Raw genomic sequence first — 11,110 nt, forward strand, 5'->3', positions numbered from 1 at the left:
CCTGCAGCATCAGCCCATGCTCTTGGCGCCGTCCAGCGACTCCCGGATGATGTCGGCGTGGCCCGCGTGCTGGGCCGTCTCGTTCGTAATAGGCTACAAGGAGCGCCAGCAGATCGAATCTTACGCTATGGCCGTAGCGGAAGATCAAAGATTCCGAGACGCTGGGACGAAATGGGATTTCGTCCTGGTGGCGAATCAGCTATCTCGCGATATAAGTCGTCTCTCCAGCAAGCGCAATCAACCTCCCGGACTTATACATGAGGACGAGGACCTTGACTTGCGAATTTGGGTCCGACACTGGGGGGCGATTATTGAAGAGCGACGCCGCTCTCTGCATTTCTTCAAGGAAAAGCTGGCAATTGACCCATCCAGGGGCGAGGCTCTAGATTTCCTGCGGCGCAAACATGCTCAATTCCTTCCTCCTTCTATCGAGGATTCAAGCTCTGCCGCTTCTTGATCATCGCCACATTTAGCAAATTTTGGCACTTGATGCGGCTGCCAATAGTTAGAGGTATTTAAGGGTCACGTGTCCGACGGGGCGCCATTTCCAGAGGCGTTCGGGACCTCGTTGGTCGACTAGGGTCACTTGGTTAATCGTGAATTCGGTGGTGGGTAGGACTCGGCCGAGTGCGGTGACGAGTGGTTGAGCGGGTTGCTCCCTCTCGCTGTAGGCGAGTGTCATGTGTGGGGTCCACTGCATGGAGCCTTCGGTGTGGCCTTCGCGGCCAGTCACTTTGCGCGTGGCCGTGTGGACGGCATTGCGGAGCCGCCTCAAGGGTTCTGTGAGTTCGACTGAGACGGCGATTGCCTCGGGGTGGTAGAGGATTCGGCTGAGCGTCACGTTGACGGGTGGAAGTGGGGCCAGTAGTTCGGATGCGGCGCTGAGCATCTCTTGCTGCTGGTCGGCGGTGCTCTCCTCGCTGGGGCCGACTACGAGAGTCGTGATGTGAAGCCACTCGGGTGGCGTCATGTGGAGACCTTGGAAACCGGCGAGTCTCTTCTGAGCGGTGTTGGCAAGGTCGCGTGCTTCGGGTTGGTCGCCTACGAGGATGTGCCAATAGAGCGTGCCCTGTCCGGGGCCGGGTTCCTCGCGGTTCTGCCAGCGGTCGACCATGCGGGTGGGCAGGGGGCTCATGAGCGCTCCATGTCGGGGTCGTCGGTCAGGGCGGCGGCGTTGAAGTCGCGGATTTGCGCTCTGAGTTGGACGGCTAGCGAGGTGTCTCGGTAGCGGGGGTGGCTGAGTCGGCGGTCTAGGTCGGCGACGTAGCGCGTGACGGTGGTCAGGCGCATGCCGGGGTCGAGTGTGAGCAGCTGCGCGAGTTGTTCGGCGGTGCCTTCGAGGTCGCCTTTGAGTAGGTGGGCTACTCCGGTGCCGACACGGATTTGAGCCCATAGCGCTGGGGCGACGGGTGCGCCTGCTGCCCATGCGGTGTCGGCCATCTCGGCGGCTTCTAGAGCTCCATCCGGATCGCCGGTCCGGGTGGCCACCGATAGCGCGAAGAGGGCGCGGCGCTCGGTGGGGAAGGACCAGACTGAGCGGTCGGTGGGGCTGTCGTGGATGGTCTCGGCGGACTGCTCGGCTCGCTTGACGGCTTGGCGGGCTCTGGTCTGGTCGCCGAGGAGGGCGGCGGCGTTGGCCTCGTACCAGGCGAGTTGCGTCTTCATCGGTGTGTGCGGGCTGGCTTCGTAGCCTTGCCGGGCGAAGTCGGCTGCTTCGATGAGGCGGTCTTGCCATCGAGCGGTTTTGGCTTGGGCGTACCAGGCGAACGCCTCGTTGGTGCCGGCTTCTCGGGCGAGCATGAGGGCGGCGGCTGCGTACTGCTCGGCGTGGTGGTCGAGGTTGACGTCACCGAAGATCACGGCTGCGTGTGCGAGGAGATCGGCGTCAATGCGAAGTAGCTCGCGGGTGTGGCGGGGGCGGGGCCGACTGCCTTCCAACAGGTCTTGCGTGCGGCGGTGAAGGCGAAGCACCTGGGCCAGCAGGCTTTTCGCAGGGACGCGGGTGTGAGCAGTGGCGAGTGACGTGGCTGAGCGGGCAAGGCTCTCGATCGTCTCGTCTGCCGTGTCGCTGGCCGTCAGCCATCGCGTCAGCCGGGAGAGGTCCGTCGTGGTGGCCGGGTCGGACGGATCGGCTCCGCTCGGTCTGGGGTCGGTGCGCACGATCCCCGTGTGGGTTTTGGGCTCGGGAGTCCTGGGGGCCGGTACGCCGGGCCGGGTTCGTGGTGCGAGACCGAGGGCCATGCGGGCGGCGTCGGGCATCCGGAGGCCCTCGGCGATGCGCTCGAACACGTCCAGCTCGGTGACGCGGCGCCCGCCCGGCTTCATGTGCTCGCTGACTCTGCCCTGAGTCAGGCCGCAGGCGATGGCGATCTGGGTCTGGGTTGCGCCTGCGTACTGGCGCAGGAGGTGGAAGACGGTCCCGATGTCGCGGGAGGTCAGGGCCTGGGTCATCTGCGGGCGTTCCCACAGTTCATCGGGGATGACGATCGGGTCTGATGCCCGTCTCGGCATGGGCTCTCCCTCCCGTGTGGCCAGACGTTGCCGAGCGTATATCCCACCGTGAGATACCGCCTGGGGATGGGCCCGAGCTGGGACTGTGGCGGATCGTGTGCGGCATGACGCAGCAGCAAGATGCGGGCAATCCGGACTGCGGGTCCTGTGGTGGTCGGGGGTGGAAGTTCGTTCACCCTCGGCGGGCGGTCCTGGTGGGGCTGCCGGGTGGTTCGGGGCCGCCGGTGAACCGCAAGCCGTGTCGGTCGTGTGAGCCGGTGAGTGAGGAGCGCGCGGCGTAGTCCAGATAGCTGCGGGGCCGGCGGCGGTCAGGCGGATACGGGTGCGATCGCCCGGCGCGGTGCGGTCATGCCTGCCGGGGGTGGTGGTGCGCCCCTGGACCGTCGTTCGCCGGTCCCGCTCTCTTCTTCCTGTGGAGGTGGTGGCTGTGGGCGATCAAATGAGGACGTGGGCGGCCGACGTAGTGCGGCAGTCGGCTGCTGTGGCGCTGGTGGCCGACCTGGAGCGGCGGGGCCTGGCGGCCGAGGTGATCGACCATGGCGCGGTGCGGGCGCGTAACCCGGCCGGTGAACCGGACGCGGGGAATCCTCGGGCGCGGGCGCTGAGTCCGGGACTGCGGCAGGAGGTGGTGTGCCGCACTCACCGGGGCGCCTTGTGGTGGTGGTGGGTCTGGTCGGGGCCGGACCGCCGCGCGCTCTCGGAGTTGGAACCGCTGTGCCCGGCGGCCAACACCGCGTTCGCGGGTGAGCGGATCGCGCGGGTGCTTGCCGTCCCCTTCGCCAGCTCGCCGGATGAGACGCCGGGCGGGTGTCAGTGATGGGCGTGTCATGGGCGGCAGCGGCGTCGATGTCCCCGGAGATCAGTCGGCGGCCGGTAGCGGCGCAGATCGAACGGGAGTTCTCTGGGGTGGTGGCCTGGTACGGCCTGTCCACTGAGGCATGGTGGGCCATGGTCCGGGTCCGCGGTGGGCTGCGCCTGGTGGAGGCCGCAGGGCCGAGCGAGCTGCGGGAGGCGATCGTCACCGCGCGGGGCTGGCCGTGGCCGAGGTGACGAGCGGGCCGAACGGTGGCGGGCCGCATGCGGTAGGGCATGACGGCATCGGGCTTGAATGTCCGGTCACGTGCCTGGGGGTGTGGACGGTCGGTGACCTACTGGCCCTGCTGGTGGAGGCGCGGCGGCTGTCCGGGCTGCCTGCTGCTCCCCTCGACGTGGGCTTTGGTCCGCACAGGCACGAAGGCGGGCACCTATCCCGAGCTTGTCCACTGGCGTGCCTCCAGTTGTCGACCAGGGTCCGCAACGCCCTGCGCAACGATCGGAAATGCACCGCCAAGACGGTGGGCGACCTGCTGGACCTGCTGTGGTCGCATGATCTGCACGAGGTGCGCTTGATGGGCGCGCGGGGAGTCAACGAGGTGCATTCGGCATTGCTCGCCGAGGGGTTCTCTGTACCAAGACGGGTGTGAGCTTCCCGCCCGTCGGCATCCCCCGCTGCATGGCGCTGCGGCGCGATTAGTGCGGGTGGGGACGGCCCGGTAGCCGTGACGCGGCTCCTTGCGGGCGTTACGCTGCGGCCAGGTGCGCTTATGCGGTCAAGCGCCAGAGTCGTCAGGTGGTCGTCATGTCAGGTTTGGAGTTCGAGCCCCCCAAGTACGCGCGGGTGGTGCTGGAGTTGCGCCGCCGGATCGAGAACGGGGACTACGCGCCCGGCACCATGCTGCCCTCGGAATCTCAGCTCGTGCGGGAGTTCGCGGTGGGGCGTACCACGGTGGTCCGGGCGCTCCAGATGCTCCAGCAGGACGGATGGATCAGCCGCGAGCACGGGCGCGGATCGTTCGTCAAAGGCCGGCCCGCCTCGTCGGCGCGGCCTTCTCGGCCGGGCCTAGCGGTGCTGGACCAACCCGAATCCGCGGCCGGGGTGACGCTGGTCGACGTCGGATCCGTGCGTGCGCCTAATGCGGTCGCTGGCCTGCTGGGTGGGGACATCGGGCGTGTGGTGGCGCGGCGCTGGGTGACCGTCCGGGACGGTGTCGCCTCCGAGGTAGTGACGTGCTGGTTCCCTCAAGAGCTGGTGTACGGCACCGACCTGGACAAGGACGCGGCGCTTCCGGTGGGGCTGCGGGCGCACCTGCGCACGGTCAAGGGCCTGCGCATCGATCACGTCTCTGAGCGCATGACCGCGCGACTTCCCGCAGGGGACGAACCCCGCCTCTTGCAGATCAAGAAGTCTGAGCCGGTGCTGTCGGTACTGGCTGGGCTGCATGACGCCTCGGACGCGGTGCGGTTCGTCGCCGAGGTCGTGATGCCCGGATCGCTGCATGAACTGGAAGACGTCTACAGCGTCCCCGAATGACTCAAGCTCCCTGACCTGCCGATACTTGTGATGTGACGCAGGTCACTCTCTCTTAAGGTTGTCCGGTCGAGTGGCTGAGGTACTTTCAAGACATGCACTCGTCCGGACAAGCGGACGGGTGGACGTCTGGAGGTAGCCGCGATGGCGGTAAAGGGTCCGTTCAAGGTCGCGTTCGGGGACATGTTCCCCCTCGGCGCGTTCGTCAAGGGCGGTGTCGAAGCGGTCCGCGACTTCGACGCTTCCACGAAGGAGAACTTCGTTCAGGCGCGGGACAAGGACACCGGTGAGCTGGTGTGGGCGGTGGAAGTCGTCGACGGCGACCCCGAGTCCAAGGGGACGTTCAAGGTGAAGCTGACCGCGCCGGTTCAGCCGATCGTCCCGGAGGCTCCGGCGGGGTTCCCGTTCGTGCCGGTGGAGTTCGAGGGGCTGGCGGTCACGCCCTACGTCAACTCCGGTACCGGGCGGCTGGCCTACAGCCTCAAGGCGTCGGCGGTCCTCCCGGCCAACTTCAAGGGCGGGGGCCGCACCGCGAGCAAGGACAACGGCGCGGCTGCGAAGGATGCGGCCTGATGGCGGGCGGGCGGATGTCGGCGCTGTCGCTGCCGATCGATGCCGGGGCGTCGGTGGAGTTCAAGCCGTTTCGGGCGCGCACGCCGCTGTTCACGGTCTCGGCCGGTCGGGTGCTGGTCACCCTGACCCTCCCCGAGCGTGTCAGCGCGGGTGATGTGGAGTTCGCGCGGGGCCTGGCCTCCCAGGCTGCGGCCTACGCGGTGGAAGTGGAGCGGCTGTACCGGTCCGGCCGTCGTCCCGCCTCGGGCCGGTCCTCGGGCAAGGGAAAGGCGGCGTGATGCAGACCTCCTACAGCCACACGACGGTGATGGTGGAGCCGGACGGGACGGCGGTCGTGTCGGTGAGCCTGTACCCGGACGGGCGTATGGCGATGACGTGCCCGACCGACGGCAATCGCGCGCAGCTCTGGATTTCGCACGCTGGGGCGCGGGTGCTCATCGCGCCGACCAACCCGGAGGAGCCGACCGCCGAGGACGTCGTGACCGCGCGCAAGCTCGCCGAGGTGTTCGGGCGGTACGCGGCCGAGGTGGAGCGGCTCCACGCCCTCAACGGCGCTGCGGCGGCCTGAAAGCAGGTGGGGCGGCTGGAGCTGGTACCTCCGGCCGCCCCGCTTTCCCCTCTCCCCTGAACGCTCATAGAAGAGGTGAGACCCATCATGGCATGGGAGTTCCGCAAGCTCGGCCCAGGTGAGAACGTCGCCGTAGAAGCGCAGCGTGACCCGTTCGCCGCCCCGAAGTGGGCGCCGCCCGTGTGGCACATGCCCGAGGGCCTCGTGCTCCTGGTCAACATCGTCCGTGCGGTTGTCCGGACGGTCGTCTTCCTCGTCCGCAACATCGTCCCCGTCTCCGCCCTGTCCGGCTTGGCGTGGCTCGGCTACCGGTTCGGGTGGACGGTCCCCGTCGCGGTCCTGGCCCTCGTCGTCCTGGGCCTGTCCGGGTGGGTGCTGCTGGACCGTTCGTCGTTCGTGCGGTGGGTGGGTCGTCCGGCCCTGGCCCGGTGGCGTCTGGTGACGGTGTACCGGCGGAACTGGCAACCCGTCCTCGTCACGGCGGGCCTGACCAAAGTCCACAAGGGGCGTGAGTACCTGCCCTCCCTCGTACGGGTGCGCTGCGGGCCGACGTCCGATCGCGTCCTAGTGAAGATGCTCAAAGGGCAGGCTCCCGACGCCTGGGAGGACGTCACACCCAACCTCGCGCACGGCTTCGGCGCTGCCCTGGTCCGGGTCCGAGTCGGGGACCGTCCAGGACGGGTGTGGCTGGAGTTCGTCCGCCGCGACACCCTCGCCGTCCCGATCCCCGCGCTACCGGTCCCTGACGCGTCGGCGGTGGACCTGTCCGGGGTGGAGATCGGACGGCAAGAGGACGGCTCGCCATGGCGGCTGCGCCTGCTCGGGACTCACGTGCTGATCGCGGGCGCAACAGGTGCCGGCAAGGGCTCGGTGATTTGGTCCGTAATCCGCGCGCTGCTGCCGCTGATGCTCGCGGGCCTAGTGGAGGTCTGGGCCGTCGACCCCAAACGCATGGAACTGAGCTTTGGGCGGCCGTTGTTCGAGCGGTACGGGCGGTACTCCTCCGACCCGTCCGGCGGCATGGTCGCGCTCCTGGAGGACGCTGCGGCGGACATGAACGCTCGCGCGGAACGGTTCGCGGGCGTCACCCGGTCGTTCACGGCCTCGCATGAGCACCCGTTCCGGGTCATCGTGGTAGATGAGCTGGCGTTCCTGACGGCCTACTGCCCTGAGCGTGATCTGCGCAAGCGGGCCGAGTCGGCGCTTGCCGTGCTCACTTCACAGGGCCGGTCGGTGGGGTACTGCGTGATCGGGGCGCAGCAGGACGCGCGCAAAGAGGTCAACAACCTGCGCAACCTGTTCCCCGACCGCATCGCCCTGCGCCTCGACGAAGACGAACAGGTCGACATGGTCCTCGGAGACGGGGCCCGCGACCGTGGCGCCCTGGCCGATCAGATCTCATCCATCCCTGAGATCGGCGCGGGGGTCGGGTTCATCCGACTGGAGACCACCCCCGACCCTGTCCGGGTCCGGGCGGCCTACGTCGCCGATGACGACATCCGCGACATGATCGCGCTCGCCCTCCCCGATGTGGAGGCGGCGTGACGGTGCAACTGACCCTCGACGGTTCGCCCTCCGAGTCGGCTCCGGCTGGCGCGAGCTCGGAGACGGGCGCGGTGGTCAAGACCCTGCCTCCCCTGGCGCGGGGTGTGCTGGAAGCTGTCGCGGTCGAACACGGCGTGTGCATCCGACCCGTCCCTATGCGGCGGGTGGACCTCAACACCGGTGCGGCCGAGGTCGTCTACGTTCCGTGCGGTCACACGCTGGCCTCGGTGTGCCCCTCGTGCGCTGAGCGAAAGCGCAAGCTCCGGGCCGTGCAGTGCTCCCAAGGCTGGCACCTCACCGAGGAACCGATCATCACGCGCGCCGACCCGAACGACGAGCAACGCGCCTGGATGGAGCTTCGAGCGCAAGCGGCGGCGGCCAGAGACACAGCGGCCGAGGACGGGACGGCGGACGGGGAAGACGTCGGATTCTGGGATGCCGTGGTGCGTGACCTGGACAACGAGCTAGAACGCACCGGGGTTCGTGGCGCCCTCAAGACGGCTGAGGACACCAAAGGCCGGCGGACACGTTCCACGCGGCGGCGGCAGGACGCCCCCGACCTTCCTCGGCGGCCGGTCGACTCCCGCACCCTCGGCAAGGTCTACCGGGGCAAGGACGGCAAGACCTTCCGGCCCTCGATCTTCCTTACCCTCACCCTGGACTCCTACGGGCGGGTGCGCTCGGACGGAACACCAGTCGACCCGAACGGCTACGACTACACGCGGGCCGCGCGGGATGCTCTGCACTTCTCCAAGCTGGTCGACCGGTTCGTGCAGAACCTGCGCCGGTTCGTCGGCTACGACGTCCAGTACTTCGCCACCGTCGAACCGCAACGCCGTCATGCGCCCCACCTGCACATGGCCATTCGCGGAACGATCTCGCGGGCGGAACTGCGCCAGGTAGTCGCGGCCACGTATCACCAGGTGTGGTGGCCCTCGACGGACCGCGTGGTCTTCGAGGGGGATCACCTGCCGGTCTGGGACGACCTCGCGGGCGAGGACGGAGGCGGCTACCTCGACCCTGCAACGGGGGAAGTCCTTCCGACCTGGGATGACGCGCTGGACGCGCTCGGCCTGGACGACGACGCCGAACCGCTCCACGTGGTGAAGTTCGGGCGGCAGATCGACGCGCAAGGCGTCATGCCTGACTCTCCGCAGTCCCGCAAGCTGATCGGCTACCTGACCAAGTACCTCGTCAAGGGCGTAGCCGAGTGTCACACCCCTGAGACTGGCGCGCAGCGTGAGCACGTCGACCGGATGGCTGAGGCGCTCCGGTATGAGCCGTGCTCGCCTACGTGCGCGAACTGGCTGCGCTACGGCATCCAGCCCAAGAATCCGCGGGAGGGCATGGCCCCCGGCTTCTGCAAGGGCAAGGCCCACAGGCGCGAACATCTCGGCTACGGCGGCCGTCGCGTCCTGGTCTCCCGCAAGTGGTCCGGCAAGACCCTGGCCGATCACAAGGCGGACCGGAAGGCGTGGGTCCTGGCCCGGCTCGCTGAGGCTGGCGTCCCCGTGCTCAACCCGGCCGACCCGAACGCCGTGCACGTCTGGGAACGCGCCGGGCCTGGTGATCCCGACGTCAAGCCGACCGAAGCGCGGCTTCTGCACCTGATCAACGAACGCATCCAACGGCGCCGCCAGCTCGACGCCGCGACACAGAACGACACCCCCGAACTCTCGGCAACTGCGGAGGCAGCGTGAGCACTCGGCGCGATGAACTCCTGACCGTCCCTCAGGTCTGCGAAGAACTCGGAGGCGTGTCCGAACGCACCTTCTACCGCTGGCGGGAGATCGGGAAGGCTCCGGAGGCGCTCCGGCTCCCGAACAACGAGCTTCGTATCTGGCGTAGTGAGCTGACGCGCTGGCTCGGCACGCTTCAGGAGGCGGCGTGAGGACTTCGTACAAGGTCAAGTTCTGGGAGATCCGCCCGAACAAGGGCGGTCCCAAGTCGAGCAACGCGGGCAAGGTCATCTCGTACACGGTGCGGTGGACGGTGGCCGGGCGGGAGAGATCGCAGACGTTCCCGCGTAGCTCGCAAGCGAAGAACTTTCTGTCTGACCTGCGGCAGGCTGCGAAGCGGGGCGAAGAGTTCGACATCGATTCGGGCTTGCCGCTGTCCCTGCTGCCGGGCGATGCGGAGACGCCTGCGCGTACCTGGCTGGAGTTCAGCCGGGCCTACATCGACATGAAGTGGCCGGGTGCTGCTCCCAAGAGCCGTGACGGGCTCACTGAGACCATTGCGACGGTGTCGACTGTGCTCGTTCGGGAGGATGCTCCCGAGTCGCCTGATCCGGCGGTTCTGCGGCGGGCGCTGAGGGCGTTCTACCTGGCTCCGCAGGATCGGGAGAAGCCTCGGCCGGTGGGGATCGCTGAGGCGCTCTCGTGGCTGGAGAAGGCGTCCCTGGACATGCCTGACGTCGCCAAGCCTGCCAACGTTCGGGCTGCGCTCGACGCGCTCTCGCTGAAGCTGGACGGCAAACCGGCGGCGGCTGCGACGGTGGCGCGTAAGCGGGCGGTCCTCTACAACGCCTTCGAGTACGCGGTAGAGCTGGAGGAGTTCGACCGGAACCCGATCGACAAGGTCAAGTGGACCCCGCCCAAGATCGCCGAAGAGGTGGACTGGCGCGTCGTGATCGGGCCTCGGCTCATGCGGGAGTGCCTGACGGCGGTCACCTACGTGGGCAAGCGGGGGCGGGGCCGGCGGCTGCGTGCACTGTTCGCGTGCATGTACTACGCGGCGCTTCGTCCGGCTGAGGCGGTGGCGCTGCTCAAGGGTGACTGCCATCTTCCGGCAACCGGCTGGGGCCGTCTGGTCCTGACTCGCTCGCTGCCTGAAACGGGGGCGCGCTGGACGGACAGCGGGAGGACTCACGAGCAGCGCGGGCTCAAGCTCCGTCCGGCGGCCGAGGTTCGGACGGTTCCGATCCCTCCGGTCCTGGTGGAGATCCTCCGGGAGCACATCGCCGAGTTTGGGACGGCTGACGATGGGCGAATTTTCCAGACTGAGCGGGGCGGGGTCGTCGGCTCTACCGCCTACGGCGATGTGTGGGCCGCGACTCGGGCTCTGGCCCTGACCCCCGAACAGGTCGCCTCTCCCCTGGCGCGGCGGCCGTACGACCTGCGCCACGCGGGGGTGTCGCTCTGGCTCAACTCCGGTGTTCCGGCAACCGAGGTCGCCGAACGCGCGGGGCACAGCGTCAAGGTCCTGTTGCAGGTCTACGCGAAGTGCATCCTCGGCCAGCACGACCGTGCGAACCAGCGCATTGACGATGCGCTCGATGACTGATGCCGCCTACGCTGTCGGGGCTCCGGTTCATTCCGGGGCCCCTTCGCCGTTCCTGGGCCGACCTGCGGGAACGTGCTCGGACTCATTCCGCGTATATTCCGGGACCAGTGACGTACGGCTGCATCTGGTGGCGTCTGGCTGCATGCGGGGGGATCTTGGAACGCGAACAGCCTCTGACCGTTTGCACTGGTCAGAGGCTGTTTCACGTGGTGTGGCGGGTGCAGGGTTCGAACCTGCGTAGGCTAAGCCGACGGATTTACAGTCCCACCGCCTAACTCCCC

At 67.9% G+C, this 11,110-nt stretch carries 14 protein-coding genes; 11 read left to right on the forward strand and 3 right to left on the reverse strand.

Features of this window, described 5'->3' with window-relative positions; genetic code table 11:
* Positions 1–9 precede the first annotated feature (9 nt).
* The 3 genes from AB0C69_RS28300 to AB0C69_RS28310 all read right to left on the reverse strand — a co-directional run bounded on the left by AB0C69_RS28300 (position 10) and on the right by AB0C69_RS28310 (position 2,511).
* The gene (locus tag AB0C69_RS28300; protein WP_360358242.1) at positions 10–90 is read right to left on the reverse strand and encodes a DUF664 domain-containing protein; all 81 of its coding nucleotides are present in this window, start codon (positions 88–90) and stop codon (positions 10–12) included.
* Positions 91–505: 415 nt separating this feature from the next.
* Positions 506–1,135: a 2'-5' RNA ligase family protein gene (locus AB0C69_RS28305; RefSeq protein ID WP_360358229.1), complete on the reverse strand. Its 630-nt coding sequence runs from the start codon at positions 1,133–1,135 to the stop codon at positions 506–508.
* Complete coding sequence (locus tag AB0C69_RS28310; RefSeq protein WP_360358230.1) at positions 1,132–2,511, reverse strand: helix-turn-helix domain-containing protein; 1,380 nt, start codon at positions 2,509–2,511, stop codon at positions 1,132–1,134. Before AB0C69_RS28310 ends, AB0C69_RS28305 begins: the two co-directional genes overlap by 4 nt.
* A 490-nt stretch (positions 2,512–3,001) precedes the next feature.
* On the opposite strand from AB0C69_RS28310, the gene AB0C69_RS28315 reads away from it, so the two are divergent.
* From AB0C69_RS28315 to AB0C69_RS28365, 11 genes are all read left to right on the forward strand, one after another.
* Positions 3,002–3,328, forward strand: coding sequence for a hypothetical protein (locus tag AB0C69_RS28315; protein WP_360358231.1), 327 nt, complete (start codon positions 3,002–3,004; stop codon positions 3,326–3,328).
* The gene (locus AB0C69_RS28320) at positions 3,328–3,561 is read left to right on the forward strand and encodes a hypothetical protein (RefSeq protein ID WP_360358232.1); all 234 of its coding nucleotides are present in this window, start codon (positions 3,328–3,330) and stop codon (positions 3,559–3,561) included. The genes AB0C69_RS28315 and AB0C69_RS28320 overlap by 1 nt, the downstream gene beginning before the upstream one ends.
* Positions 3,549–3,974, forward strand: a complete 426-nt coding sequence (locus AB0C69_RS28325) for a DNA-directed RNA polymerase subunit alpha C-terminal domain-containing protein (RefSeq protein WP_360358233.1) — start codon at positions 3,549–3,551, stop codon at positions 3,972–3,974. The genes AB0C69_RS28320 and AB0C69_RS28325 overlap by 13 nt, the downstream gene beginning before the upstream one ends.
* Positions 3,975–4,129: 155 nt before the next feature.
* Positions 4,130–4,861, forward strand: coding sequence for a GntR family transcriptional regulator (locus tag AB0C69_RS28330; RefSeq protein ID WP_360358234.1), 732 nt, complete (start codon positions 4,130–4,132; stop codon positions 4,859–4,861).
* A gap of 141 nt (positions 4,862–5,002) precedes the next feature.
* A complete protein-coding gene (locus AB0C69_RS28335) occupies positions 5,003–5,431 on the forward strand; it encodes a plasmid replication, integration and excision activator (RefSeq protein WP_360358235.1) in 429 nt (142 codons plus the stop codon).
* Positions 5,431–5,709 carry a hypothetical protein gene (locus AB0C69_RS28340; protein WP_360358236.1) on the forward strand — a complete coding sequence of 93 codons (279 nt, stop codon included), beginning with the start codon at positions 5,431–5,433 and terminating at the stop codon, positions 5,707–5,709. Before AB0C69_RS28335 ends, AB0C69_RS28340 begins: the two co-directional genes overlap by 1 nt.
* Positions 5,709–5,999 carry a hypothetical protein gene (locus AB0C69_RS28345; RefSeq protein ID WP_360358237.1) on the forward strand — a complete coding sequence of 97 codons (291 nt, stop codon included), beginning with the start codon at positions 5,709–5,711 and terminating at the stop codon, positions 5,997–5,999. Before AB0C69_RS28340 ends, AB0C69_RS28345 begins: the two co-directional genes overlap by 1 nt.
* 87 nt (positions 6,000–6,086) lie before the next feature.
* Positions 6,087–7,544, forward strand: a complete 1,458-nt coding sequence (locus AB0C69_RS28350) for an FtsK/SpoIIIE domain-containing protein (protein WP_360358238.1) — start codon at positions 6,087–6,089, stop codon at positions 7,542–7,544.
* The gene (locus tag AB0C69_RS28355; RefSeq protein WP_360358239.1) at positions 7,541–9,244 is read left to right on the forward strand and encodes a replication initiator; all 1,704 of its coding nucleotides are present in this window, start codon (positions 7,541–7,543) and stop codon (positions 9,242–9,244) included. Before AB0C69_RS28350 ends, AB0C69_RS28355 begins: the two co-directional genes overlap by 4 nt.
* Positions 9,241–9,435, forward strand: a complete 195-nt coding sequence (locus AB0C69_RS28360) for a helix-turn-helix domain-containing protein (protein WP_360358240.1) — start codon at positions 9,241–9,243, stop codon at positions 9,433–9,435. Before AB0C69_RS28355 ends, AB0C69_RS28360 begins: the two co-directional genes overlap by 4 nt.
* Positions 9,432–10,829, forward strand: a complete 1,398-nt coding sequence (locus AB0C69_RS28365; protein ID WP_360358241.1) for a site-specific integrase — start codon at positions 9,432–9,434, stop codon at positions 10,827–10,829. The genes AB0C69_RS28360 and AB0C69_RS28365 overlap by 4 nt, the downstream gene beginning before the upstream one ends.
* The last annotated feature ends 281 nt before the right edge of the window (positions 10,830–11,110 follow it).

The sequence above is a fragment of the Actinomadura sp. NPDC048032 genome, assembly GCF_040653175.1.
Taxonomy (GTDB): domain Bacteria; phylum Actinomycetota; class Actinomycetes; order Streptosporangiales; family Streptosporangiaceae; genus Spirillospora; species Spirillospora verrucosospora.

Excerpts from the sequence above, each read along its gene's own strand:
- AB0C69_RS28305 (WP_360358229.1), bottom strand. The coding sequence starts at position 1,135 with ATGAGCCCCCTGCCCACCCGCATGGTCGACCGCTGGCAGAACCGCGAG.
- AB0C69_RS28310 (WP_360358230.1), bottom strand. The coding sequence starts at position 2,511 with ATGCCGAGACGGGCATCAGACCCGATCGTCATCCCCGATGAACTGTGG.
- AB0C69_RS28320 (WP_360358232.1), top strand. The coding sequence starts at position 3,328 with ATGGGCGTGTCATGGGCGGCAGCGGCGTCGATGTCCCCGGAGATCAGT.
- AB0C69_RS28330 (WP_360358234.1), top strand. The coding sequence starts at position 4,130 with ATGTCAGGTTTGGAGTTCGAGCCCCCCAAGTACGCGCGGGTGGTGCTG.
- AB0C69_RS28335 (WP_360358235.1), top strand. The coding sequence starts at position 5,003 with ATGGCGGTAAAGGGTCCGTTCAAGGTCGCGTTCGGGGACATGTTCCCC.
- AB0C69_RS28340 (WP_360358236.1), top strand. The coding sequence starts at position 5,431 with ATGGCGGGCGGGCGGATGTCGGCGCTGTCGCTGCCGATCGATGCCGGG.
- AB0C69_RS28345 (WP_360358237.1), top strand. The coding sequence starts at position 5,709 with ATGCAGACCTCCTACAGCCACACGACGGTGATGGTGGAGCCGGACGGG.
- AB0C69_RS28350 (WP_360358238.1), top strand. The coding sequence starts at position 6,087 with ATGGCATGGGAGTTCCGCAAGCTCGGCCCAGGTGAGAACGTCGCCGTA.